Annotated in this window: 26 protein-coding genes, 1 tRNA gene and 1 CRISPR repeat array; of the genes, 8 read left to right on the top strand and 19 right to left on the bottom strand. The window is 69.9% G+C overall.

Annotated elements, in window-relative coordinates; genetic code table 11:
* Positions 1-89 precede the first annotated feature (89 nt).
* Positions 90-1619: an MFS transporter gene (locus tag ABZ622_RS06795; protein WP_360541101.1), complete on the top strand. Its 1530-nt coding sequence runs from the start codon at positions 90-92 to the stop codon at positions 1617-1619.
* A gap of 100 nt (positions 1620-1719) precedes the next feature.
* On the top strand, positions 1720-2499 hold the full coding sequence (locus ABZ622_RS06790) for a TetR/AcrR family transcriptional regulator (RefSeq protein ID WP_360541099.1): 780 nt from the start codon (positions 1720-1722) through the stop codon (positions 2497-2499).
* A gap of 84 nt (positions 2500-2583) precedes the next feature.
* On the opposite strand, the gene ABZ622_RS06785 is transcribed toward ABZ622_RS06790, so the two are convergent.
* The 4 genes from ABZ622_RS06785 to ABZ622_RS06770 form a co-directional block, all read right to left on the bottom strand.
* Entirely contained in the window at positions 2584-3054 is a 471-nt protein-coding gene (locus ABZ622_RS06785; protein WP_266914324.1) for a PPOX class F420-dependent oxidoreductase, read from the bottom strand.
* Positions 3055-3157: 103 nt separating this feature from the next.
* Positions 3158-3973 carry a YceI family protein gene (locus tag ABZ622_RS06780; RefSeq protein WP_360541097.1) on the bottom strand — a complete coding sequence of 272 codons (816 nt, stop codon included), beginning with the start codon at positions 3971-3973 and terminating at the stop codon, positions 3158-3160.
* A 172-nt stretch (positions 3974-4145) separates the two neighbouring features.
* Positions 4146-6650, bottom strand: coding sequence for an MFS transporter (locus tag ABZ622_RS06775; RefSeq protein ID WP_360541095.1), 2505 nt, complete (start codon positions 6648-6650; stop codon positions 4146-4148).
* A 23-nt stretch (positions 6651-6673) separates the two neighbouring features.
* Positions 6674-7195 carry a MarR family transcriptional regulator gene (locus tag ABZ622_RS06770; RefSeq protein ID WP_360541093.1) on the bottom strand — a complete coding sequence of 174 codons (522 nt, stop codon included), beginning with the start codon at positions 7193-7195 and terminating at the stop codon, positions 6674-6676.
* 644 nt (positions 7196-7839) lie between these two features.
* Here ABZ622_RS06770 and ABZ622_RS06765 point away from each other — a divergent pair.
* Positions 7840-8052 carry a hypothetical protein gene (locus ABZ622_RS06765; protein WP_342285256.1) on the top strand — a complete coding sequence of 71 codons (213 nt, stop codon included), beginning with the start codon at positions 7840-7842 and terminating at the stop codon, positions 8050-8052.
* A 53-nt stretch (positions 8053-8105) separates the two neighbouring features.
* Here ABZ622_RS06765 and ABZ622_RS06760 read toward each other — a convergent pair whose 3' ends face one another.
* The 7 genes from ABZ622_RS06760 to ABZ622_RS06730 form a co-directional block, all read right to left on the bottom strand.
* Positions 8106-8936 carry a hypothetical protein gene (locus ABZ622_RS06760; RefSeq protein ID WP_360541090.1) on the bottom strand — a complete coding sequence of 277 codons (831 nt, stop codon included), beginning with the start codon at positions 8934-8936 and terminating at the stop codon, positions 8106-8108.
* A 67-nt stretch (positions 8937-9003) separates the two neighbouring features.
* Positions 9004-9870: an RNA polymerase sigma factor SigF gene (locus ABZ622_RS06755; RefSeq protein WP_266689722.1), complete on the bottom strand. Its 867-nt coding sequence runs from the start codon at positions 9868-9870 to the stop codon at positions 9004-9006.
* A 236-nt stretch (positions 9871-10106) separates the two neighbouring features.
* Positions 10107-10952 carry an RNA polymerase sigma factor SigF gene (locus ABZ622_RS06750; protein ID WP_266914311.1) on the bottom strand — a complete coding sequence of 282 codons (846 nt, stop codon included), beginning with the start codon at positions 10950-10952 and terminating at the stop codon, positions 10107-10109.
* Between the two features lie 215 nt (positions 10953-11167).
* A complete protein-coding gene (locus ABZ622_RS06745) occupies positions 11168-11461 on the bottom strand; it encodes a Dabb family protein (RefSeq protein ID WP_360541088.1) in 294 nt (97 codons plus the stop codon).
* A 9-nt stretch (positions 11462-11470) separates the two neighbouring features.
* A complete protein-coding gene (locus ABZ622_RS06740) occupies positions 11471-11635 on the bottom strand; it encodes a hypothetical protein (protein ID WP_360541086.1) in 165 nt (54 codons plus the stop codon).
* 1094 nt (positions 11636-12729) lie between these two features.
* Positions 12730-12948 carry a DUF397 domain-containing protein gene (locus ABZ622_RS06735; RefSeq protein ID WP_360541084.1) on the bottom strand — a complete coding sequence of 73 codons (219 nt, stop codon included), beginning with the start codon at positions 12946-12948 and terminating at the stop codon, positions 12730-12732.
* Entirely contained in the window at positions 12945-13787 is an 843-nt protein-coding gene (locus tag ABZ622_RS06730; protein WP_360541636.1) for a helix-turn-helix transcriptional regulator, read from the bottom strand. Before ABZ622_RS06730 ends, ABZ622_RS06735 begins: the two co-directional genes overlap by 4 nt.
* A 254-nt stretch (positions 13788-14041) precedes the next feature.
* On the opposite strand from ABZ622_RS06730, the gene ABZ622_RS06725 reads away from it, so the two are divergent.
* The gene (locus tag ABZ622_RS06725; protein WP_360541082.1) at positions 14042-14482 is read left to right on the top strand and encodes an ATP-binding protein; all 441 of its coding nucleotides are present in this window, start codon (positions 14042-14044) and stop codon (positions 14480-14482) included.
* A gap of 317 nt (positions 14483-14799) precedes the next feature.
* A CRISPR array of direct repeats spans positions 14800-15123; the repeat unit is 21 nt; unit sequence CCCCGCATGCGCGGGGACCAC.
* A gap of 203 nt (positions 15124-15326) precedes the next feature.
* Here the strand turns inward: ABZ622_RS06725 and ABZ622_RS06720 are convergent.
* The 4 genes from ABZ622_RS06720 to ABZ622_RS06705 all read right to left on the bottom strand — a co-directional run bounded on the left by ABZ622_RS06720 (position 15327) and on the right by ABZ622_RS06705 (position 17020).
* Positions 15327-15414 (bottom strand) — tRNA-Ser (locus tag ABZ622_RS06720).
* 45 nt (positions 15415-15459) lie between these two features.
* The gene (tadA, locus tag ABZ622_RS06715) at positions 15460-15900 is read right to left on the bottom strand and encodes a tRNA adenosine(34) deaminase TadA (protein ID WP_360541080.1); all 441 of its coding nucleotides are present in this window, start codon (positions 15898-15900) and stop codon (positions 15460-15462) included.
* Between the two features lie 90 nt (positions 15901-15990).
* Positions 15991-16557 carry a hypothetical protein gene (locus tag ABZ622_RS06710; protein ID WP_360541078.1) on the bottom strand — a complete coding sequence of 189 codons (567 nt, stop codon included), beginning with the start codon at positions 16555-16557 and terminating at the stop codon, positions 15991-15993.
* Between the two features lie 217 nt (positions 16558-16774).
* On the bottom strand, positions 16775-17020 hold the full coding sequence (locus tag ABZ622_RS06705; protein ID WP_360541076.1) for a hypothetical protein: 246 nt from the start codon (positions 17018-17020) through the stop codon (positions 16775-16777).
* 103 nt (positions 17021-17123) lie between these two features.
* Between ABZ622_RS06705 and upp the strand changes: the two genes are divergently transcribed.
* Complete coding sequence (gene upp / locus ABZ622_RS06700; RefSeq protein ID WP_124719993.1) at positions 17124-17759, top strand: uracil phosphoribosyltransferase; 636 nt, start codon at positions 17124-17126, stop codon at positions 17757-17759.
* Between the two features lie 181 nt (positions 17760-17940).
* Entirely contained in the window at positions 17941-18135 is a 195-nt protein-coding gene (locus ABZ622_RS06695) for a DUF1272 domain-containing protein (RefSeq protein WP_360541074.1), read from the top strand.
* 90 nt (positions 18136-18225) lie between these two features.
* On the opposite strand, the gene ABZ622_RS06690 is transcribed toward ABZ622_RS06695, so the two are convergent.
* Together ABZ622_RS06690 and ABZ622_RS06685 are read right to left on the bottom strand one after the other, a co-directional pair.
* The gene (locus ABZ622_RS06690; RefSeq protein WP_360541635.1) at positions 18226-18822 is read right to left on the bottom strand and encodes a LytR C-terminal domain-containing protein; all 597 of its coding nucleotides are present in this window, start codon (positions 18820-18822) and stop codon (positions 18226-18228) included.
* Between the two features lie 261 nt (positions 18823-19083).
* Positions 19084-19380 (bottom strand): type II toxin-antitoxin system VapB family antitoxin, encoded by a 297-nt coding sequence (locus tag ABZ622_RS06685; RefSeq protein WP_072488263.1) that lies wholly within the window; start codon positions 19378-19380, stop codon positions 19084-19086.
* 102 nt (positions 19381-19482) lie between these two features.
* On the opposite strand from ABZ622_RS06685, the gene ABZ622_RS06680 reads away from it, so the two are divergent.
* On the top strand, positions 19483-21222 hold the full coding sequence (locus tag ABZ622_RS06680; protein ID WP_360541072.1) for a helicase HerA-like domain-containing protein: 1740 nt from the start codon (positions 19483-19485) through the stop codon (positions 21220-21222).
* A gap of 19 nt (positions 21223-21241) precedes the next feature.
* Here the strand turns inward: ABZ622_RS06680 and ABZ622_RS06675 are convergent, their stop codons facing one another.
* Complete coding sequence (locus ABZ622_RS06675; protein WP_360541070.1) at positions 21242-21874, bottom strand: HhH-GPD-type base excision DNA repair protein; 633 nt, start codon at positions 21872-21874, stop codon at positions 21242-21244.
* Positions 21875-22083: 209 nt separating this feature from the next.
* Here ABZ622_RS06675 and ABZ622_RS06670 point away from each other — a divergent pair, with 209 nt between their 5' ends.
* Positions 22084-22914: a DUF4157 domain-containing protein gene (locus tag ABZ622_RS06670; protein WP_360541068.1), complete on the top strand. Its 831-nt coding sequence runs from the start codon at positions 22084-22086 to the stop codon at positions 22912-22914.
* Between the two features lie 80 nt (positions 22915-22994).
* Here ABZ622_RS06670 and ABZ622_RS06665 read toward each other — a convergent pair whose 3' ends face one another.
* The gene (locus tag ABZ622_RS06665; protein WP_360541066.1) at positions 22995-24317 is read right to left on the bottom strand and encodes a hypothetical protein; all 1323 of its coding nucleotides are present in this window, start codon (positions 24315-24317) and stop codon (positions 22995-22997) included.
* Positions 24318-24524: the final 207 nt, after the last annotated feature.

The raw sequence follows: 24524 nt of genomic DNA, 5'->3' as shown, positions 1-24524 counted from the left end.
CGCCTTAATGTGTTGTACGCCGTACAGGGACAGCTATACGGTGTACGACGCCTGCTACTCGTACACCGCATAAGGGATCAGGAGTCCGTATGACGGCGACCGCCGCCGAGCAGAACCACCTCTCGTCGCCGAGCCATCCACAACGCTGGCTGATCCTCGGCGTCATCTGTCTCGCCCAGCTCACCGTGCTGCTCGACAACACCGTCCTCAACGTCGCGATCCCCTCCCTCACCCAGGAGCTGGACGCCTCCACCGCCGATGTGCAGTGGATGATCAACGCCTATTCGCTGGTCCAGTCGGGCCTGCTGCTCACGGCCGGCAGCTCCGCCGACCGCTACGGCCGCAAGAAGATGCTGATCGCAGGGCTCGCCCTGTTCGGCATCGGCTCGCTGGTGGCCGGGCTGGCCCAGACGTCCGCACAGCTGATCGCCGCCCGCGCGGGCATGGGCATCGGCGGTGCGCTGCTGATGACCACGACACTCGCCGTCGTCGTCCAGATCTTCGACGATTCCGAGCGCGTCAAGGCGATCGGCATCTGGTCGACCGTCAGCTCGCTCGGGTTCGCCGTCGGACCGCTGATCGGCGGAGTGATGCTCGACCACTTCTGGTGGGGCGCGATCTTCCTGATCAACATCCCGGTCGCGGTCATCGGCCTGGTCGCCGTGGCCCGGCTCGTCCCGGAGTCCAGGAGCGCCGGCGGCGAGCGCCCCGACCTGCTCGGCGCCCTGCTCTCCACCATCGGCATGGCGTCCGTCGTGTACGCGATCATCTCCGGCCCGGGGCACGGCTGGATGTCGGGCCAGGTGCTGCTGACCGCCTTCGTCGGGGTCGCCGTCCTCACCGGCTTCGTGCTGTGGGAGCTGCACATCCCGTACCCGATGCTGGACATGCACTTCTTCCGGAACCAGAAGTTCGTCGGGGCGGTCGCGGGCGCGATCCTGGTCGCCTTCGGGATGGGCGGCTCGCTCTTCCTGCTCACCCAGCAGCTCCAGTTCGTGCTCGGCTACGAGCCGTTGGAGGCCGGTCTGCGCACGGCCCCGCTGGCGCTGAGCGTCGTCGCGCTCAACCTCACCGGCCTGGGCGCCAGGCTGGTGCCCAAGCTGGGTACGCCGCTCACCATCGCGTCCGGGATGAGCCTGCTGGCCGCGGGCCTGGCCGCGATCGCGCTGCTCGGCGGCGACGGCTACGGCGGCATGCTGCTCGGCCTGGTCGTGATGGGCGCGGGCATCGCGCTCGCCATGCCCGCCATGGCCAACGCGATCATGAGCGCCATTCCGCCGGAGAAGGCCGGGGTGGGTGCCGGGGTCAACGGCACGCTCGCCGAGTTCGGCAACGGCCTGGGGGTCGCCGTCCTCGGCGCGGTGCTCAACTCGCGGTTCGCGGCCCTGGTGCCGGCGGCGGTCGGGGCGGCGTCGCTGCCCGCCGCGCTCGCCTCGGCGGGCGACGCCGGTGAGCGGGCCCGGATCACGGACGCCTTCGCCTCGGGCCTGGAGACCAGCCAGCTCTTCGGAGCGGTCGCGGTGCTGGTCGGCGGCCTGCTCGCGGCCGTGCTGCTGCGCCGCGCGGAGCGGACGGAAGCCGCCCGGGCGGACTCCACCGGCACCGCGGCGGCGGCATAGCATCGGGGAGGGGCGCGCCGGACCGTAACGGATCCGCCCCGTGCGCGGATCACGCGTACGCGGCCGGCCCGCCCCGCCGGCAAGACGAGGAGAGTGCGCCATGGTGTCTGCGGCCGACCGCGTGAAGAACCCCGCCAGGACCAGCGTGTGGCTGGATCAGCGGACACCGTCGCGCACCCGCAAACCGGACCAGGCGGCGGGCCTGGACCGGGACAGGATCACCGCGACCTCGGTCCGGCTGCTGGACGCCGAGGGCCTCGCCAAGTTCTCCATGCGCAGGCTCGCCGCCGAGCTCGACGTCACCGCGATGTCGCTGTACTGGTACGTGGACACCAAGGACGACCTGCTGGAACTGGCCCTGGACTCGGTCTACCGGGAGTTCACGCCGCCGCCGCAGGACGCGCACTGGCACGACCGGCTGCGCGGGATGGCCGTCGCGTACCGGGAGCTGCTGGTCCGGCATGTCTGGGTGTCGACGCTCGCCGGGCACTTCCTCAACATCGGCCCGCACGCGATGCTGATGTCGTACGCCGTCCAGGACGTGATCCGGGCGACCGGTCTGCCGCTGCAACACCAGACCGGCGCGCTCTCCGCGGTCTTCCAGTTCGTGTACGGGTTCGGCACGGTCGAGGGCCACTTCGCGCAGCGCAGCGCGGCTGCGGGAATCAGCCAGGAGCAGTACTACCAGCAGGCGATGGCCACGATCCGCGACCAGCCGCATCTCAGCGACATCATGGAGTCCTCGCAGGAGGTGATGGACGCCCGCGGCGGCGACACGGTCGAGGAGATGCGCGACCGGGACTTCGCCTTCGCCCTGGACCTGCTGATCGCGGGCATCGAGGCGATGCGGGACCGGCGAGGGGCGATGCGGGACTGTTGAGGTGCTGCTGGGGATGGCTGGGGACTGCTGGGGACTGCTGAGGGGCGCACTCCGTCCCCTCAGCGCCCCGCTTCAGCGCCCCGTTCAGCCGTCGGACGCCAGATGGGCCGGGAAGCCGCCGGTGGCGATCGGACTCCACCGCTCCGGAGTGATCCGGATGATCGACTTCCCCTGCTTCACCATCGCCGCCCGGTACTCGTCCCAGTCCGGGTGCTCACCCGAGATGTTCCGGAAGTACTCGACGAGCGGTTCGACCGACTCCGGCGAGTCGATCACCTCGGCCGAACCGTCCACCTGGACCCACGGCCCGTTCCACTCGTCCGACAGCACGATCACACTGACCCGCGCGTCCCGCTTCGCGTTGCGGGTCTTGGCCCGCTCGGGGTAGGTCGAGACGACGATCCGTCCCGCGTCGTCGACCCCACAGGTCAGCGGGGAGCCCTGCGGGCGGCCGTCGGACCGGGTGGTCAGCAGGATCGCCCGGTGCCTCGGCCGTACGAAGGCCAGCAACTCGTCGAGTTCCACAGCCGTGTTCGTCGCGATATTGGGTGCCATGCCCGCAGACTACGAGGCAGGGGCGCACCCCGCACGGTGACCAGGACGGCAGGGACGCACCCCGCACGGTGACAGGACGGCAGGGGCGCACCCCGCACCGTGACTACGACGGCAGGGACTCGCCCTGCACGGCCTGGATGTCGAGCTCCACCCGCAGTGTCGTGCCGATCGCCGAGATGCCCGCCTGCACCACCTGGTTGTAGTTCATGGCGAAGTCCTCGCGGCGCAGCTCCGCCGTGGCGCTGAAGGCCGCACGCACCCCGCCCCACGGGTCCGGGCCCGTGCCGAGGTAGCTCAGGTTCAGGTCGACCGGGCGTTCCACCCCGTGCATCGACAGCCGGCCGTGGACGGTCCAGCGGTCGGGGCCGGCGGGGGTGATCCCGATGGAGCGGTACGTGATCTCGGGGAAGCGGTCCGAGTCGAGGAAGTCGGGCGACCGCAGGTGCTTGTCGCGCATGCCGTTGCCGGTGTCGATGCTCGCCGCGCTGATGACGGCGTCGACCCGGGACCGGTGGACCTCCTCAGAGATCTCGATCCGGCCGCTGAACTCGGTGAACCGGCCGTGCACGCTGGAGATCCCCAGGTGCTGTGCGACCGCGGCCACCGAGGAGTGCGCCGGGTCCAGGGACCAGGCGCCCGGCGGCGGCAGCTCCACGCCGCCCTGGCGGGCCAGCACCACCGTGCCGGCCTCGACCCGCCCGCTCGCCGTGACGAGGGCGGTGGAGGCGGCGGGGGCGTACCCGACCGCCGTGACGATCACGGTGTACGCGCCGGCCTGCAGAGGACCGTCGGTCCGTACCGTCCCGTCCTCGTCGGCAGTGGCCCGCAGCACCTGCGCGCCGGTCATGTCGGTGACCGTCACGACCGCGTGCTGGACCGCCCAGCCGTCCCGCGTCCGTACCTGTGCGCGAAGTCCCATCCCGTTCTCTCTCCTTGCTCAACGACTCAATGAGTCGGGCCCCGGGGCGGGGACGGCAGGCCGTCCCCTGCCTGCCGTCCCCGCCACCGGGGCCCATTTCCACCGGCCGGTACAGCGTCTCCGCTCGAAACGCCGACCCGCCAGGGGTCTGTGATTACTCGGGTTGCTCGGATTACTCGCCGGGGTGGGCGAGCTCGATGTCGTGGCCGTCGGCCCCGCGGCCGGAGACGGTCAGCGCGCTCGCCACCGGGGGGTAGCCGGTCGCGATGACCGAGTACTCGCCCGAGTCCAGGTCGGTGAAGGCGTACGCCCCGTCCTCCCCGGTCGTCGAGGTGGCGACCACATTGCCCGCCGCGTCGACCAGTGTGACCCGGGCGTCCGGCAGCGGCCGCCGCGCGGAACCGGCCCGCACGACACCCTGCACCAGCGCACCGGACTGCAGCGCGGCCTCGACCCGGGTGACGCCCTGGCCGCCGATCTCCACCGGCAGCGCCAGCGGACGGAAGCCGGCCGCGTTCACCGCGACGGTCACCGAACCGGGGACCAGCTCACCGAAGGTGAACTCGCCGGTCTCGCCGGACTTGCCGGTGGCCAGCACGTCGCCGCGCACATCGGTCACGATGACCATGGCGCCCTCCACCGGGGAGGAGGTCTCCGCGGCCCGCACGATACCGGCCAGTCCGCTCGTACCGGAGAGCAGGATGTCGTACGCGAGCGGCTCGGCACCGACGACCACCGTGGACGCCTGCGGCTGGAAGCCGTCGGCGGACGCGATCAGGACGTAGGAGCCGGAGCCCGGCGCGTCCAGACCATAGCTGCCGTCGGCCTGGGCGACGGAGCGCCCCAGCTGCCGGCCGGCCAGCGAGATCAGCGTGACGGCGGCCCGTGCGACGGGCGCGCCCTCGGCGCCGCGCACCACACCGTGCACGGACGTGCCGTGCAGGCCGGCGGCCGGGGCCTCCAGGGTGTCGGCCGAGGTGGCCGTCGGCGTGGCCGTGGCCGCTGCCGCGACGACCGGCGCGTCCGCGATGGCGGCCGGAGCCTCGGCGGCTTCGACGGCCGGGGCCTCGGAGGCCGTGGTCGGGGCCTCGCTCGAAGCGCTGGTCTTCAGGGCGACCTCCTTGATGAAGATCGTGACCACGAAGGCGATCAGCGCGGCCGGAGCGGCGTACAGGAAGACATCGCCGACACCGTGCCCGTAGGCGCTCTCCACGACCGTACGGAACGGCTCGGGCAGCTTGTCCAGGTCGGGGATGCCCCCGCCGCCGGTACCGCCGTGGCCCATGGCAGCGCCCTTGGGGCCGAGGTCCGCGAGACCGTCCTTGACGTAGTGGGTGACGCGGTTCGCCATGACGGCGCCCAGCGCCGAGACGCCGATCGCACCACCGAGGGAACGGAAGAAGGTGACGACGGAGCTGGCCGAGCCGAGGTCGGAGGGAGCGACCTGGTTCTGCGTGGCGAGCACCAGGTTCTGCATCATCATGCCGATGCCGAGACCCATGACGGCCATGTAGACCGCGATGTGCCAGTACTCCGTGTCGTACCGGATGGTGCCCAGCAGTCCGAGACCGGCGGTGACCAGGAAGCCACCGCTGACCAGCCAGGCCTTCCAGCGGCCGGTCTTGGTGATGACCTGGCCGGAGACCGTCGAGGAGATGAACAGACCCGCGATCATCGGGATCGTCATGACGCCCGACATCGTCGGCGACTTGCCGCGTGCCAGCTGGAAGTACTGGCTGAAGAAGACGGTGCCCGCGAACATCGCGACACCGACGAACAGCGAGGCCAGCGAGGCCAGCGTGATGGTGCGGTTGCGGAAGAGGCGCAGCGGGATGATCGGCTCGCTGGCCTTGGACTCGATGACGACGAAGAGCCCGGTGAGCGCCACGGAGCCGAGGAGCATCGCGGCGGTCTGCCAGGAGAGCCAGTCGTACTTGTCACCGGCGAAGGTCACCCAGAGCAGCAGCAGAGAAACGGCGGCGCTGATGAAGAACGCGCCCCACCAGTCGACCTTGACCTGACGCTTCACGACCGGGAGCTTCAGCGTCTTCTGGAGCACGACCAGCGCGATGACGGCGAACGGCACACCGACGTAGAAGCACCAGCGCCAGCCCATCCAGCTGGTGTCGGTGATGACACCGCCGAGCAGCGGACCACCGACGGTGGCGACGGCGAACACCGCACCGATGTATCCGCTGTAGCGACCGCGCTCACGCGGGGCGATCATCGCCGCCATGACGATCTGCGCCAGGGCGGAGAGACCGCCGACGCCGATGCCCTGGACGACACGGCAGGCGATCAGCATGCCGCTGCTGGTCGACATACCGGCGACGACCGAGCCGGCGACGTAGATGACCAGGGCTATCTGGACCAGCAGCTTCTTGCTGAACAGGTCGGAGAGCTTGCCCCACAGGGGGGTGGTGGCGGTCATCGCCAGCAGCGAGGCCGTGACGACCCAGGTGTAGGCGCTCTGGCCGCCGCCGAGGTCGGAGATGATCTCGGGCAGTGCGTTCGAGACGACGGTCGACGACAGGATGGCGACGAACATGCCGAGCATGAGCCCGGCGAGCGCCTCCATGATCTGCCGGTGTGTCATCGGCGCGCCGGACGAGGGATCCGGGGATCCCCCGTGCTTGGCGTGGCCGCCCCGCACACCGGTTGGTGTGGTCGTAGCCATTTAAGTCCTTGTCTTTGCTTCTGTTACACGGGTGTACGGGTGTGCGAGTCGTTGTCGCTGTCGGCCTGCCGGGAGCGGCAGTCGCCGCTGTGCTTTCCGGGGCCGCACCCGCTGGGCCCGCGACAGGCGAAACTGTCGCGCAGCCGGGCCAACAGCGTGTTGAGTTGTCCGACCTCGTCGTCCGACCAGTCGGAGAGGTTGTGGGCGAACATCTCGGTGGTCCGCCGGTTCAGATCGCGGAGCACGTCGTGTCCGTCGGGGGTCAGCCGCAGGATGCGGGACCGCTTGTCCGCCGGATCAGGGGACCGCTCGATCCAGCCCCGCTCGGCCACATGGGCGACATGACGGCTGGTCACCGACATATCGACGTCCAGCAGCTCGGCCAGTCGGCTGATCCGCATCTCGCCGTGCTGCCTGAGAAGAGCCAGCACGGCGGCGGAGCCGCCCGGACATTCGGCGGGCAGGATGCGGGCGAGACCTCTCTTGACGGCCCCTACGGCACTCAGCTGCCGGGCCAGTTCTTCGTACTGACTCCGTGCGGCCATGGGACCCCCAGACATCTCACCGGTTCATCTTGTTGCTTAGGGCAACCATAGAAGCCGTTGGTTGCTGCAGGCAAACGAAAGGGGGCTTGCAGAAGTAAAGGAAAGCAAAAGGCCGCGTACGGCTCCGGTCAAAGGTCCAGCGTGTGGCGGGCGGATGATGCGGGATGTGTCTCGCGCCACAGTCGGGGCGGACGGGGCGCCTCCCCGGGTGCCGCCCCGGGCGGCTCCGGCAGCGTGAGGAAGCGGGCACACCGAGTGCCCGGAGCGCCCCCCGACCCCGCCCGGGAGGCAGTCGGCAGGCCAAGTCCCGTGTGTACGGACCGAGTTGCCGACCGGCCTCCGCCCCGCACCCCGCAAGTACCCTGCGTACGCACCTGTACAGGCCCCCGTGCACGCCCCCGTGCACGCACCTGAGTGCGTGCCGAACACGCACCTGAGCACGTGCCGAACACGCACCTGAGCACGTGCCGAACGCGTGCCGAACACGTGCCGAACGCGTGCCGGAATCCGCTCCACGGCAGCCCGCCGGCCCCGCCCCACCGCAGCCCGCCGACCGCTTCCTCGCCGTTCCCGCGCCTCCGGCCTCGGCCCTTCGCGGACCCGGGGGTTGGGCCGCAACGCCGAGTTCGCTAGGGTCCTGGCACATGGCACACAACCCCCACGCCCCGCAGGGCCCCGAGGGCAACCACGACCCGGCCGGCAGCACCCAGATGTTCCGCGCCTTCGTCGACGAGGGCGAGCCGCAGCGTCGGCAGCAGCCGGCCGCCACCTCGTCCGGACCGCGTGTCGGGGTGATCGCCGCCGTCGTCGTGGTGATCGTCGCCCTCGGCGCGGTCGCCTGGCTCGCCCTCCGCTAGGGCCTTTCGAACCTGTCCGGGGCCTGTCCGGCACCGCACGCATCCATCCGTCACTACTTCAATACGGCGGTGACGTCCCGGGTCTCGACATGCATGCCCAGGGGCACCCGCCAGGCGTCCACACAGACGGTGTACGTCTCCGTCCGCGCCGCTCCCGCGTCGATCGGCGCGGGCAGCGGCCCGGTCGACTCGACGGTCGCCCAGTCGACCCCGAGCGCACCGATGATGTGCGTGGCGAAGGTGACGGTCCCCGACCGCGCCGGTGACCCTCCGGTGTTCCGGAACTTCACGGTCACCTTCTCGCACCAGCGCTTGTCGGCCACGGCCCGCACCGGTTCGCCCACCGCCAGGACGGCGGGCCCGGCGGGTGCGCCGGATCCGGGCGCGGAGGGCGTCGAAGGCGCCGAGGGTTCGGAGGACCCCCCTCCGGCGCCCCCCGCACCGCCCCCGCTCCCGTTCCCACTGCCGCCGGTACCGTGCGCTCCCGGCGATCCGGACGGTCGTCCCGGTCCGGGCGACCGGGACGCTCCACCGGTCGTGGCGTCCCCGTCCCCGTGAGGCCCGTCGGCGCGCGCCGAGGCCCCCGGTGAGGCTCCACGATCGCCGGAGCGGCCATCACCGCCACCGCCGTCGCCGCTCCCGCCACCGCTGCCGTCGCCCTTGCCGCCCCGGTCCAGCGGGACCAGCGTCACCTTCCCCGACGGCGCCACCGCCCCGGCCGACGTTCTCCCGGAATCCGTTCCCGCCGCGCCGAGCGCCACATAGCCCTCGTCCGTCGCACCTCCGCCGCAGGCGGCCAGCACGCCACCCAGACACAGCGCGGCCGCCGAGGCGGCGATCACGCTGCCCCGGCGGCCGTTCGAGCCGAGCATCTGACGTCGCATCGCGCCAGTGTGGCTGACGGTCCGTCAAATCGGAACCCTTGTGCTCCGGTACAGGAGTCCACGGCGGTCAGTCGGCGATGAGTCCTTCCCTGAGCTGGGCGAGCGTACGGGTCAGCAGGCGCGAGACGTGCATCTGCGAGATGCCGACCTCCTCGCCGATCTGGGACTGGGTCATGTTGGCGAAGAACCGCAGCATGATGATCTGGCGCTCGCGCGGCGGGAGCTTGGCCAGCAGCGGCTTGAGCGATTCGCGGTACTCGACGCCTTCCAGGGCCGAGTCCTCGTAGCCGAGCCGGTCCACGAGGGAGCCCTCGCCGCCGTCGTCCTCGGGCGAGGGCGAGTCCAGCGAAGAGGCGGTGTACGCGTTGCCGACGGCGAGACCGTCGACCACGTCCTCCTCGGAGACCCCGAGCGCCTTGGCCAGCTCTGGCACGGTCGGCGAGCGGTCGAGCTTCTGCGCGAGCTCGTCGCTGGTCTTGGTCAGCGCGAGCCGCAGCTCCTGGAGCCGGCGCGGGACGCGCACCGACCACGAGGTGTCGCGGAAGAAGCGCTTGATCTCCCCGACGACGGTCGGCATCGCGAAGGTCGGGAACTCGACGCCCCGCTCGCAGTCGAACCGGTCGATCGCCTTGATCAGGCCGATTGTGCCGACCTGGACGATGTCCTCCATCGGCTCGTTGCGGCTGCGGAACCGCGCCGCGGCGTATCGCACCAGTGGGAGGTTGAGCTCGATGAGCGTGTCCCGTACGTAGGCACGCTCCGGGCTGTCCGTCCCACCGGGGCCGGGTGCCGGCCCCAGCGCGGCGAGCCGCAGGAACAGGGAGCGGGACAGAGTGCGGGTGTCGATGGCTTCCGACGAGCTGGTGAGCACAACGGGTGCGGGTTCGCTCTTCGTGAGCGTGAGCACCTTCGAGCTGCCCTGTTCTGCGGACATGCCACCCCCTTGAGGTCGCGGACGGTCGCGTTGAGCCGCGACCATCGGAGGAACGCAGCCTCCACCTGAATACCGGAGGCGAGGCCACGGCAAACGCGGTTCCCGCAGAATGTCACATGTCGGCAACACGCTGTAGTGACATGTCGACAAGTCTTTGTGACGTCTGCGCAGTTAACAGGGGGTGTGGGTCATTTGGGCCGCCGGAAACGGGACTTCTGCTGCTCTACCCGATCCGGTTAGGCCTCGATCCTGTTTGCGGATCGCAGTCGGGCGAAGCTGCGGGCCAACAGTCTTGACACATGCATCTGGGAGACACCCAGTTCGGCACTGATCTGGGACTGCGTCAGATTGCTGTAGTAGCGCAGCAGAAGGATGCGCTGTTCGCGCTCGGGCAGTTGTACGAGCAGATGCCGGACGAGGTCGCGGTGCTCGACCCCGGCGAGCGCCGGGTCCTCGTAACCGAGCCGGTCCAGCAGTCCGGGCAGCCCGTCGCCCTCCTGGGCGGCCTCCAGTGAGGTCGCGTGATAGGAGCGCCCGGCCTCGATGCAGGCGAGCACCTCGTCCTCGGAGATCCTCAGCCGTTCGGCGATCTCCGCAGTGGTGGGCGAGCGGCCGTGAGCGGTCGTCAGGTCCTCGGTGGCACCGGTGACCTGGACCCACAGCTCGTGCAGGCGCCGGGGGACGTGGACGGTCCGTACGTTGTCCCGGAAGTAGCGCTTGATCTCGCCGACGACGGTCGGCATCGCGAAGGTCGGGAACTGGACGCCGCGTTCGGGGTCGAACCGGTCGATGGCGTTGATCAGCCCGATCGTGCCGACCTGGACGACGTCCTCCATCGGCTCGTTGCGGCTGCGGAACCGCGCCGCGGCGTACCGCACCAGCGGAAGGTTCGCCTCGATGAGGGCCGCCCGCACCCGGCCGTGCTCGGGGGTCCCCGGCTCCAGGTTCTTGAGCTGGCCGAAGAGCACCTGGGTGAGCGCCCTGGTGTCCGCGCCCCGGGTCCTGGCGGGCGTCGTCGTACTGTCGGGCGCCTCGGTCTGGACGGACTGGGGAGGCACTTGAGGCGCTGTACTGGCCGGCACGATGAGGCCACCCCTTTGCAGTCAACTTCGGTCAACTCATCCATCAAAAGCGGTCATAGCATCACAAGACATGTCCACTGTGTGCAAGCACCGTATAGCGTCGTGTTGGGTTCAACTTGGTTTAAACACCAAAAAAGCCCCTCACCGCATTGGTGAGGGGCCAGGTGGCGGACCGAACCGGATCCGTACCGAACCAGATTCCGTGCCGAACCGGATCAGAACGGATAGTCGGCGATCACCCAGGTGGCGAACTCGCGCCACTGTCCGGCGGCGGCCTGGTGCGCGGGGTGCTCGATGTACCGCTTCAGGGCGTCCTGGTCGGCGACCGCGGAGTTGATGGCGAAGTCGTACGCGATCGGCCGGTCGGTGATGTTCCAGGCGCACTCCCAGAACGCGAGCTCGGGGATCTGCCCCTCCAGCTCCCGGAAGGCCTCGGCCCCGGCGACGACCCGCGGGTCGTCCCGCTCGACGCCTTCGTTCAGCTTGAACAGGACCAGATGGCGGATCACGGTGTACTCCTACTTCACGAGCTCGGACATGAAGTCGCCGACGCTCTGTGCGGCACTCGAAACGCCCTCGAACCCTACCTGGACGAGCTCGGCCGCCCGTTCCGGAGAGGCGATGATCGTGTACGCCACGAAGACGAATATCACGTAGAGAACTATCTTCTTCGCTTGCACCATCAGCCCCCGCCTCCCCTTCGGTCCCCTGTTTCGATCCTTTGTGCAGTGCGGCGAGTCTATCCGCACGGATGGCCGCCTCCCCGGGAGGTTTCCGTCCACTCACATGGCCTTTAAGGACCAAGGACCCGACGATCGAGGCCTTTTGCCCGCCCGCCCGGCCCCCGAGGGGGAGCAGGATGGACGGTGAGCCCAGCGGATACGGCAGGTATTCCGAGCGGCTCGGAACGGGCCCCCACTGTGGGATCCCCGCCGCCGGCCACCCCCCCTGGCTGCGGCGAGGACCGGAGGCCCCGTTCCCATCGGGGGAAGCGGCTTGTCCCCCCGATGCCGCTTCCCCCGACCTGAGCGTGGGGGAACTGTGGCCCCGCACGACGCCCGTCGCGCGGGGCCACAGCCGTGTACGCCCCACCTCCGGACCACTACGCCCCGCCCACCCCCGAAACCCGGCCTCGACCTCACTGCGAGGACGGCCCCGCAGGCGCGGGGACCATGGATTCATGAGGTCCCGGAGAAGCTCGGTCTGGGGGCCATCCCCGCAGGCGCGGGGACCACGACGTCCCGCTGAAGACGCCGACCCCGGCGTTGAAGAGGTCGACCATGAGGGACCACCCCCGCACGCGCGGGGACCACGTCCTCGGCGTACCCGAGGAAATGCACGACGCGGGACCACCCCCGCACGCGCGGGGACCACTAGGCGTCCTGCCAGTCGTACACCCACTGCGGGGGACCACCCCCGCACGCGCGGGGACCACGCCGTGGCGTTCGTGGCATCAACCGCCGAGCAGGGACCACCCCCGCATGCGCGGGGACCACACGTCGGCGTAGGTCTGCCGGCGGGCCCGCAGGGGACCAACCCCGCATGCGCGGGGACCACTGGTCCGCGAGCGTCACCGCGGTCCCAAGCCGGAGACCAACCCCGCATGCGCGGGGACCACAACGACACCGACGCGCTGACCGTCATGGACTGGGGACCAACTCCGCATGCGCGGGGACCACAGTTGCTGACCTGCTGGTTCATGCGGGGCGGAGCCTGTTTTTACTTACTTCTTGAGATTCGGACATTTCGATGCGCTTTGGCGTGTCCACCGCCCGGATCAGACAAGGCCGCCGGCTACCGCGTCGACCATGGCGGAGAGGGCGTCGCGACCGAAGATCAAAGCTGGGCCGTTCGGAACCTTGCTGTCGCGGACAGCGACGTTTGCGGTGTCGACGATGCCGCACTCCACGCAGTCGGACTGGGCCCCGGACGCGCTGGACTTCCACCAGATCACGTGCAGGTCCGAAGCGTTGGCAACGGTGGGGCTGGTGTTCATTGCTGGTCCCTTATCTCTCTGATCATTTGCCTGGACTCGTCAACGGACAGTGCCGCCGCGCGAAGTTGCTGAACCGCGTCCTGATATACGGCCACGTCGGTGCGTTCCTCGACGTACAACGCGCTGGTCAGCGACTCGACGTGTACGACTGACAGATCGGCGTGCGTACCGTATCCGAGGATGGAGAAGGCCCCCATCTGCCCCACGTGCGGTGCCGCGTTCGACGGGAGCACCTGGATGGTGATCGTCGGTCTGCCGGACACGGTGACCAGACGATTGAGTTGGTCGTACATGATCTGGGAGTCGGTGCAGCGCGTGCGAAGTGCGGCTTCGCCGATGATTGCCCAGAGGTTCAGCGGGTCTTCGCGGGTGAGTACTGACTGGCGAGCGAGCCGAACTTCCACCAGGGCGTCGACGCGGTCTTCGGCTGCGGTGCTCATGGCTGTGGCCGCAATGATCTGCTGTGCGTACTCTCCGGTTTGGAGCAGCCCTGGAATGACGGTTGGCTGCCAGGCGCTCAGGTGATCGGCCTCGCTCTCCAGGCTGATCAGGTCTTCGTAGGCCGAGGACAGGACCGATCGGTACGACTGCCACCATCCGCGCCGTGCGCCTTCGCGAGTCAGCTTGAGCAGTGACGTTCGCAGGCCGTCCTCCGTGCAGCCGAGTGCATCGAGGATCAGGCCCACGTCTGCGGCCGTCGCTGCGGTGAGGGCAGTCTCGATACGCGAGAGCTTCGCCCGGTTGACCGCCCCATCCGTGCGTAGTGCCACATCTTCCTGCTTCAGGCCGAGTTGCTCGCGCATGGCCCGGAGCGTGCGGCCGAGTTGCCGCCGTCTCACCGTCGGTGCGCTCACCAATTCCGCCTCTCGTACGGGGGTCGGCTCAGTTTGCCGCGATGCGTCGTGCCGTGTCACGTCGGAGACCCCTAGTTACAGTCATTCTCATTGGTGCATGCACATGTGCATATTCGTTGTATGCATGTTGCGAAGTGTGATGCACGTGGTGCATTCTGTAATCGGAATCCCGTTGGTGTCGACATGGATGCGCGACGCTGCCATGTCGGCTGTGCATGTTCTGTACATGAGGGAGTCGCATGACGACTGCACGTTCAGGTGCCTTACCGTCCATCCACTCTTGCGGTCCGCCCGCTGTGCCCCCGCAGGCGATCTACCTGTCCGAGCCGGAATCGGTGCGTCCCGCCAGGCGCTACGTCCTACAGGCGGCCGTTCATCAGGAACCGTCCATCCCCGATGACGCGCTCGACACGCTCGAACTGCTCGCCAGTGAGCTGGTGACCAACGCGGTGCGATACGGGCAGGAGCCCGGCGACTCGTTGAAGGTGACTGTCGAAGCGTCACCAGGGCGGTGTCGGGTCGAGGTGCATGACACTCGCCGAAGGCAGCCGCGCGCTCGGCCCGTCTCGAACGAGCGTGCCCGGGGTCGGGGGCTGCATCTGGTTCAGGCCCTGGCCGCGCAATGGGGCGTCGCAGAACGACCGTTCGGGAAGATCGTGTGGGTGGTGATCACATGGTGACAGGCCCCGACCGACGTCGAGTGGCCGACGACGCGGTGTTGCACCGGGCTGTTCTCGACCACACGGTGCTGTGCGACGCATGCGGTCGGGCTGGGCCGTGCCTGTACTTGAGGCGTCTGCAGGAGTTCGTGCGTATCGCAGGCGAAGCCGCTGGTGGCGTGCTTCGTACGGTCGATTTCGCGCTCGGGCGCGAGGGCACCGAAGTGGCTGATTAGGGCCACCGGAAGTAGGGCGTCCCTGAAGTGGTCAAGACTTCAGGGACGCCCTGTGGCTCATACGGTAGTCGGTGTGTGCCTGCGGGCGCCGGGAGCGGGTGAGCCCGCACACGCGGGAACTGTGCTCCCGAATACTGGCTCTCGCAGTGTGTTGGCCAACCCCCGCACGCGCGGGGACCGCCGGCCGCAAACGGCGCGTACTACGCCGAGATCGGGACTATCCCCGCATGCGCGGGGACCACTTCAGTTCGGCGTCTTCCATTTGCTGCCGGAAGGGACCAACCCCGCATGCGCGGGGACCACATGGAGGAGCGCGCCAGGCTGACCCGCACCCAGGGACCAACCCCGCATGCGCGGGGACCACGACTCGCTGCGTGGCCTGGCCGACGATCACGGGGGACCAACCCCGCATGCGCGGGGACCACAGTTCCTGACCTGCTGGTTTATGGCAGGGGGAGCCTGTTTTTGCTTACTTCTTGAGATTCGGACATTTCGCCGCACGCTCGACTCGACCAGTGGTGCTTAAGTCCGCGCGGGGATCAAGAGCCGACGTCGGCGCTGGCGTGGCGGGCCCAGTGATGCGCGAACGCCCTCCCAGTCTGCGTTTCCGCAGTCCGGGAGGGCGTCGATGGCGGTAGCGGAGGGATTTGAACCCTCGGTGAGTTTCCCCACACTCGCTTTCGAGGCGAGCTCCTTCGGCCGCTCGGACACGCTACCGAGAGAGAGCTTAGACCATCCCCCGCCGTGGACAGAAATCGGTTCTCAGGAGGTGCGGAAGGGGGTGCGGAAGAAGGACGTCAGGAGGCTTGCGCACTCCTCCTCCAGGACGCCGTGGATGACCTCGGGGCGGTGGTTGAGGCGGCGGTCGCGTACGAGGTCCCAGAGGGAGCCCGCCGCGCCCGCCTTCTCGTCGCGGGCGCCGTAGACCACCCGGTCCACGCGGGACTGGACCAGGGCGCCCGCGCACATTGTGCAGGGCTCCAGGGTGACCACCAGGGTGCAGCCGGACAGCCGCCACCGGCCGAGGGCCGCGGCGGCCCTGCGGATGGCCAGGACCTCCGCGTGCGCGGTCGGGTCGCCGGTGGCCTCGCGTTCGTTGTGGCCCGTGGCGAGCAGGGTGCCGTCCGGGCCGAGGACGACGGCGCCGACCGGCACATCGCCGGCCCGCGCCGCCAGATCGGCCTCGGCCAGGGCACGGCGCATGTGCGCCCGCCACGGGTCTCTCACGGGGTCGTGCGGTTCTGACGTTTCCGGTGCTTCTTGCGGGTGCGGTGGTTCGCTCACCCGCGGACCCTAACGGACGGTCTCCAGGACCTCGGCCGCGCCGAGCGCGTCCGCGATCTCCACCAGTGCGTCCGTGCGCAGCATCAGCAGTTCGGCTTCGGGGAGGCCGAGGTCGGCCAGGATCCGGGTGTCGCCGAGCGGGCCCGCCGGTACGGCGTCGGCGTCGAGGCCGTCGTCGTCATCGTCGGTGGTAGTGGTGTTGTTGTTGTCGGGGGTGGTGTCCGGGTCGCCGTCCTCCGTGCCGTCGAGGCCGACGAGCTCTTCGAGGGCGGCGATCGTGTCCTCGGCCCCGGGTTCGCGGCCGAGCAGTTCGTCGGTGAGCAGGATCTCCCCGTACGAGGAGCGTGCGGCGGCGGTGGCGTCCGAGACGAAGATCCGGGGATCTTCCTCACCGTCCACCCGGACGACGCCGAACCAGGCGTCCTCCTGTTCGATGAAGACGAGCACCGTGTCCTCGTCCACCGAGGCTTCACGGGCCAGATCTGTCAGGTCGGACAGGGTCTCCACATCGTCGAGCTCCGTGTCGCTCGCTTCCCACCCGTCTTCGGTGCGCGCGAGCAGTGCGGCGAAGTACACCGTGACTCTCCCACTGGTCTTAGGGGTGTCGGTCCGGCGGGAGGGAAGTCGGTTGTCCGGCTGCCCTGGGTCCCGCCCATCGGAATCGTGGCAGAAACGAGGGCTTTGAGAGAGGAGTTCGGCCGTTGAGTCGGCCATCAGTTCTGCCGGACGCCGCCACCAGGGGGATGCCGGGCGCCGTCACCGGGGAATGCGGGGGATGCCGGACAGCCGTCGGCTACCAGCGGAAGGTGCGCATGCGCATGGCCTGGCGCATCCGGGCCGCCCTGGCGCGGCGGGGCTGCACCCGGTCGCGGAGGGCTTTCGCCTCGTGGAGTTCGCGCAGGAACTGGGCGCGCCGCCTCCGGCGCGCCGCGTAGGTCTCCTCCGGGTCCGGCTGGACCGGCGTGTCCTGCTGGACCTGTGCGTCCGGCCGGACCGGCGTGTCCGGCTGGTCCCGCTTCCGCTTTTCCCCGTCCGGCATCGGCTCATCACCCCAAGGCTGGGTCGGTATGCCCCCACCTTCCCCCCGAACATGCGGTTGATGCCAGCGCACGGGTGCGGGAGGCACGGTTACTGTTGAACCCATGCGGATCCACGTCGTCGACCACCCACTGGTCGCGCACAAACTCACCACCCTGCGCGACAGGCGCACCGACTCCCCGACCTTCCGGCGGCTCGCCGACGAGCTGGTCACCCTGCTCGCCTACGAGGCCACCCGGGATGTGCGCACCGAACAGGTCGACATCGAGACCCCGGTCACACCGACGACCGGTGTGAAGCTGTCGCACCCCAGGCCGCTGGTCGTGCCGATCCTGCGGGCCGGCCTCGGCATGCTCGACGGCATGGTGCGGCTGCTGCCGACCGCAGAGGTGGGCTTCCTGGGCATGATCCGCAACGAGGAGACGCTCCAGGCGGAGACGTACGCCACGCGGATGCCGGAGGACCTCTCGGGCCGCCAGGTGTACGTCCTGGACCCGATGCTGGCCACCGGCGGCACGCTCGTCGCGGCCATCCAGGAGCTGATCAAGCGCGGCGCGGACGATGTCACCGCGGTCGTGCTGCTCGCGGCGCCCGAGGGCGTCGAGGTGATGGAGCGCGAGCTGGCCGGTACGCCGGTGACCGTGGTCACCGCCTCGGTAGACGAGCGGCTCAACGAGAACGGCTACATCGTCCCCGGCCTCGGCGACGCGGGCGACCGGATGTACGGCACCGTCGACTAGCAGGACCGTTCGGCCGGACCAGGACCAGGCCGGACCAGGCCGTGTGAGGCTGTGTGAGGCCGGGCAGACGCCAGTGCCCCGGCCGGGATTCCGTTTCCCGGCCGGGGCACTGCGCGATCGGGATCTCTGCGCCACTGTGCCACCGTGCCAAGGACGGGCATCCGAATCCGTTGGGGGAGCCATGGCCTTGGAGATGCGCGACCGCTGCGAACGGTGTGGGAACGCGGCGCTGCCGCAGGACTCGCCCGCCCGTATCTGCTCGTACGAGTGCACGTTCTGCGTGCCCTGTAGCGACCTCATGCAGAACGCCTGCCCCAACTGCGGTGGCGAACTCGTGGCGCGCCCTCGCCGCGGGCCGGCCCCTGGCGTGATTTAGCTTCAGGCGGCGGGCGGGAGGTTTCCCCCGCGCCTACGCACCTCCGCCGGGCCTTCGCATCTTCACCCGGACGAGGGGTGCCCGCAGTTGTCAGCAGGACGACGGTGCGGGGGCCGGCTTCGTCAGGGCGGCGAGGGCCGCGGCCGCCGACTGAGGCGTGTTGAACGTCTTGAACTTCGTACCGAGAATCAGATCGATGTCCGCCGTCCTGCGGGCGTCGGTCTTCGGCGTGGCGCCCACCAGTTGAGTGCCGAGGACCGGGAACGAGCCGTTCGTGGCCGACGGGGCGCCCAGCAGCACCCCGGGGCCGGGGACCTTCTTGTCGTACGCGGCCGGGGCGTTGCCCACCTTGCCGATGGCGAAGCCGCGCTTCTTCAGCTCGTCGGCCGCCTTCTTGGCGAGGCCGCTGCGCGGTGTCGCGTTGTAGACGTTGACGGTGATCTTCGCGGGTTTCGGCAGCACCTTCGCGGGCGCGGACGGCCTGGCGGTGGGGCAGTCCGTCTTGTGGTCCGCGGCGCTGGCCTTCCGGTCGCCGCCGGTGAAGACGTCGATGAGCTGCATCGTGCCCCATCCGGCCAGCCCGAGGGCGACCACGGAGGCGGTGGCAGCGAGGATCAGTTTGCCGCGACGCCGGGGGCGGCGCATCCGGGGGTACTTGTCGCCCGTGATGCGGTACTTTCCGCCCATGCCGGGGGGAGTGAGCATGCTCATGGGCGCAGCGTAGTGCGACCCGGTGATGATGCCTACTAAATGATCAATGGATCGCACCCGTCCGAGTGTGAAAGCACCCGAACGAACCCCGGTGCGGCCCCGAGGCCGCGCAAGGTTTCGTCGGCACCGGCAGTGCTGCCAGTAGCGGCGGTGCTGCCAGTACCGCTGGTCCTGCAAGTCCTGCCGGCACCGCAAGTCCTGCCGGCACTGCCCGGTCCGTGGACGGGGCCGCTTCGGTCAGCCGAGTTCGAGCACGCGGGCGTGGAGTACCTGGCGCTGCTGAAGCGCGGCACGGACCGCGCGGTGCAGTCCGTCCTCCAGGTAGAGGTCGCCCTGCCACTTCACGACGTGCGCGAACAGGTCGCCGTAGAACGTCGAATCCTCGGCGAGGAGGGTTTCGAGGTCCAGGTTGCCCTTGGTGGTCACCAGCTGATCGAGGCGGACCGGGCGCGGCGCGACATCCGCCCACTGCCGGGTGCTTTCCCGGCCGTGGTCGGGATAAGGCCGCCCATTTCCGATGCGCTTGAAGATCACACGGAAAGCCTACCGGGCAAGAGCCTCCGGGCGCAGCCACGGGGCGGTACTGCGATGCTGGCAAGAACGCCACAAAAGCAGGCATTACGGAATGAGGCCCCGATGAGCGACAGCGAGAGTACGGCCGAAAATGCCGCTGTGCTGCCGGAGCCGGCGCGGGAGATCGCCGCCGGTTACGCCGTTTCCGGGGCCGCCCTCGATCTGGGCGCGCTGCTCTGGGACGGCACCTGCCTGCCGGACGCGCAGATCCGCATCCCGCTGGCGATGCTCAACCGGCACGGACTCGTCGCGGGCGCCACCGGAACCGGGAAGACCAAGACCCTCCAGCTGATCGCCGAGCAGCTCTCGGCCAATGGCGTCCCCGTCTTTCTCGCCGACATCAAGGGCGATGTCTCGGGCATCGCCGCCCCCGGCACCCCGGGTGACCGGGTCACCGAACGGGCCGGGCAGGTGGGGCAGGAGTGGCGGGCCGAGGGCTTCCCGTGCGAGTTCTACGCGCTCGGCGGAATCGGCCCCGGCATCCCGCTGCGCGCGACGGTCACCAGCTTCGGCCCCGTACTCCTGTCCAAGGTGCTGGAGCTCAACCAGACGCAGGAACAGTCGCTCGGCCTGATCTTCCATTACGCCGACTCCAAGGGCCTGGAGTTGGTGGACCTCAAGGACCTGCGGGCCGTGGTCGCGTTCCTCGTCTCGGACACCGGAAGGGCCGAACTCAAGGGGATCGGCGGTCTCTCCACCGCCACCGCGGGGGTGATCCTGCGGTCGATCACCGCCTTCGAGCAGCAGGGCGCGGGCGACTTCTTCGGTGAACCGGAGTTCGACACGGCCGAGTTGCTGCGGCAGGAGCCGGACGGGCGCGGGCTCGTCTCCGTACTGGAACTGGCGGCGGTGCAGGACGAGCCCCGGCTCTTCTCCACCTTCCTGATGTGGCTGCTCGCCGACCTCTTCCACGATCTGCCGGAGGTCGGCGACCTCGACCGGCCGAAGCTCGTCTTCTTCTTCGACGAGGCGCACCTGCTCTTCGACGGGGCCTCGAAGGCGTTCCTGGAGTCGATCACCCGGACCGTGCGGCTGATCCGTTCCAAGGGCGTCGGCATCTTCTTCGTCACGCAGACGCCCCGCGATGTGCCGGCGGAGGTGCTGGCGCAGCTCGGGAACCGGGTTCAGCACGCGCTGCGCGCTTTTACCCCGGACGATGCGAAGGCGTTGCGGTCGACGGTGAAGACATTCCCCAATTCGCCGTACGACCTGGAGGAGCTGTTGACGCGGCTGGGTATCGGCGAGGCCGTGATCACGGTGCTGAGCGAGAACGGCGCGCCGACGCCGGTCGCCGCGACCCGGCTGCGGGCGCCGCGGTCGCTGATGGGGCCGTGGCCGGCGGCGGAGCTCGACGCGGCCGTGAAGGGTTCCTCGCTGTACGGGAGCTATGCGCAGGCGGTGGACCGGGAGTCGGCGTACGAGAAGCTGAGCGCCGGTCAGGAGTCGGAGCGGCGGGCAGCCGAGGCGGAGGCGGCGGCGGTGGCCACGGGCAAGGAGGCCGCAGAGGCTGCGAAGGCCGCGAAGGCCGCGAAGGCAGCGAAGGCAGCGAAGGCAGCGAAGGCAGCGAAGGCAGCGAAGGCAGCGAAGGCCGCGGAGGCTGCGGATCGGGCGGCGGTGGAGGAGGCGGTTCGCGGGGAGCGGGGGCGCGGGGGCAGGGGCGGGAAGGCGGCCGAGGAGGATGCCTCACTGGTCGAGCAGGTGGTGGGCAGCGGGATGTTCCGGTCGCTGGCCCGGTCCGTCGGTACGCAGCTGGGCCGGGAGATCTCGCGTTCGCTCTTCGGCACTGCCCGCCGCAGGCGTTAGGGGCGGGCAGGCCCGGGGGCTACTTTTCGGCGGCGCGTTTGGCCGCCTTGGCCGCCTGCTTCGCGTGCTGCTTGAACGCGCGGACCTCGGCGAGCGATTCCGGGCCCGTGATGTCGGCCACCGACCGGTGCGAGCCGGCCTCTCCGTACGGGCCCGCAGCCTCTCGCCAGCCCTTCGGCCGGACCCCGAACTGCTTGCCCAGCAGTGCCAGGAAGATCTGGGCCTTCTGAGTGCCGAACCCGGGCAGCGCGTTCAGCCGCCGCCGCAGTTCGGCCCCGTCGGGTACGTCGGTCCATACCGCGCTCGCGTCGCCGTCGTACTCTGCGACCAGGTACTGGCACAACTGCTGGACCCGCTTGGCCATGGAGCCGGGATAGCGGTGCAGGGCGGGTTTCGTGGTGAAGAGTTCGGCGAACGCCTCCGGGTCGTAGGCGGCGATCTCATGGGCGTCCAGATCGTCCCCGCCCATCCGCTGTGCCAACGAGTACGGGCCGGAGAAGGCCCATTCCATCGGCACCTGCTGGTCCAGCAGCATGCCCACCAGCGCGGCGAGCGGGCTGCGCGCGAGGAGCTCGTCCGCCTTCGGTTCCTGGGCGATCCGCAGGGTGATGTGCTGGTCCTCGTTGCTCTCGGTCACGTCGCTCTTGGTCATGTCTTCGATCATCCCGATGGCGGTGCGGCCCGGCCACCGCACTGCCCGCTGGTGCGGCCGTTTGCCGTACGGACGGAGCGGGTGCCCGAAGGGGCAGCGGCGGCTGCCCCCGGCCGGCGGGGTCCGGGCTGGACGGGGCAGTGCGGCGTCGTGAAGGTGGAGTGGTGAGGCCATCACGGCGCGCCTCGACCGGGGCGCGGTCAGGGGAGATGACGATGCACGCACCGGAATGGGACCAGGAACACGACCACGACCACGAGCGGGACCACGGGCACGGGCATGAGCACGACGAGCCGGTGCACGCGTCGCGGGCGTCCGAGGGCCGGGTGCCGGCGGACACCCCGCACCTCTACCGTGCGGCGGCCACCGGGCGGCCCGATGTGGTCGGGGCCGGGGGCATGAGCGTGCTCCAGCGGGCGGTCGGCAACAGCGCCGTGGGGTCGATGCTCCAGCGCAAGGAGGAGGAAGAGCGCTCCCCCGTGCACGACGTGGTCTCGTCGGGCGGCGGGCAGCCGCTGGACACCGACACCCGCGCCGATCTGGAGGGGCGGATGGGGGCGGACTTCTCCGACGTACGTATCCACACGGACTCCGCCGCCCACGAGTCCGCGAAGGGCGTGGGCGCGCACGCGTACACCGTCGGCAACAACGTGGTCTTCCAGCGGGACGCCTACGACCCGTCCTCGACGCAGGGCCGCACCACGCTGGCCCATGAGCTGACCCATGTGATCCAGCAGCGCAACGGCCCGGTGGAGGGCACGGAGGCGGCGGGCGGGATCCGGGTGAGCGACCCGTCCGACCGGTTCGAGCGGGAGGCCGTCGCGAACGCCGACCGGGTGCTGTCGGACCCGGCTCCGGCGTCGGCCCCCGTTTCGGACTCGGCCTCCGCCCCGGACTCGGCCTCCGCCCCAGCTTCGGCGGCGTCCGTGCAGCGGGCCGCGACGGAGGACGAGGACGAGCAACCGGCCGACGTGCAGGGCTCCTTCGTACAGCGCGCCAAGGAAGGGGCCGAGGAGGAGGAAGAGGCTCCGCCCGAGTGAGGGAGGGGCGGATTTCCGGTGGGGCTTCCGGTGGAGCCGGAGCTTCACCGGAAGCCCTGCCGCGTATCCGCCCCGCCGCGTCAGTCCTCCGAGTCGGTCTTCATAGTGCCGCCCAGGAACAGCGACTCCGAGCATCGCGAAGGCGTCGGCGCGTTCACCGGCTTGCCGACCTTCCGGCAGTCCACGGTCAGCGTGACCTGCCCGCCGCCGAGCACCAGGATCGGGGTGACGAAGTGGTAGTCGGAGTCGCGGAAGTTCTCCAGCGCCAGCCGGAGCACGGGCGCGTCCCGCCCCGACGAGACCACGAGCGTGCCCGCGTCGCCCTGCGGGTTCTGGACCACGATGTCGGTCAGCTGGAACGTGTGGCCGCCGGGCACCTGGAGGGCCGTCTCGGTGTTCGACCCCCCGCCCACCGAGTCCCTGACCTGCACCTGCGCACTGGTCGGGGCCGCGGCCGAGGCGCCGGAGTCCGCGCCGGCGCTCGGTGAGGGGCTGGGCTTCGGCGAGCCCCCGTTCGCCCCGGAGGAGTCACCGCCGCCGCCCGACGCGCCGGCCGAGGACCCCTTCTCGGGCGCCTTGCTCTTGTCGGCCGCGGCGGCGGACCGTACCGCGTCCGGGGTGATCGCCTCCCGGGCCGCCGACTTCACGGCCGGGCGCAGCAGCGCGTACCAGAGCCCCACCAGCGCGATCAGCAGCACGGCCGCGGTGATCAGCGCGCGGGGGAGCCAGCGCGGCAGGATCGGCTCCTGCTGGTACGTGCCGTCCACGACCACCGGTGCGACCGGGGCCTCGCCCTCGGCAACGTCCGGGGTGGCGACCAGCTGGAAGGGGTGCGTGACCGGGATGCCGCGCCACACGCGCTTGGCCGGACGGATGCGTACCTTCCCGAAGTCCGCCCGTCCGGGCGCGATCAGCAGTGTGTCCTCGGCGAACGAGACCCGTGCCCGCTCCGTGCCCGACTGGGCCCCCAGCCGTACGGTGACCGGGGCGTTGCCCAGGTTGTCGACGGCGAGCTGGTGCTTGCCGCGCCAGGCCCCGTGCGAGCTGCGCGGCACCAGTTCGGCGGTCGTCTCGGTGAAGGGGAGTACGGTCACCCGCCCTTCGGGCACCACCGTGTCGCCCTGCTCGCTGGTGGGCACAACCCGTATCCCGAAGGGCGTGTCCCCCGCGAGTACGGTCGAGTCCCGGGGCGGACGCAGTACGAGGGAGACCGTCTGCGAGTCGCCCGGATACAGGGAGAGCGTCGCCGGCTCGACCGTCGACCAGGCGGCACAGGCGCCGACCACCTCGAAGCGGTACTCCTCGACGGTGCTGCCGGAGTTGAGGATCCGCAGGGGGAGGGCCGTCTCCTCGCCCGGTGCGGCAGTGACGGACGAATCGTCGAGGCTTGCCGTGAGACTCATAGGCGGCACCGTAGGTTCGTCGTTGAACGCCGACATCGGCCGTGGAGGAACACTTCCGGGCAGATTCTGTGCCCGGATCGGCCTTTTTGTTTCCCTGTACGGATACGCGGGCATCTTTTGACCGCCTCAGACGAGTGAGGCATACGAAAACAGCCGTGTTGGTTGTGTTCGCTGCGACGCCATCGGCTGTTGCCCAGGGGGAGCATT

Source organism: Streptomyces sp. NPDC007164, assembly GCF_040634135.1.
Taxonomy (GTDB): Bacteria; Actinomycetota; Actinomycetes; order Streptomycetales; family Streptomycetaceae; genus Streptomyces; species Streptomyces sanglieri.
Note: the sequence above shows the minus strand (reverse complement) of the source record. Positions and strands in the feature narration are given on the sequence as shown.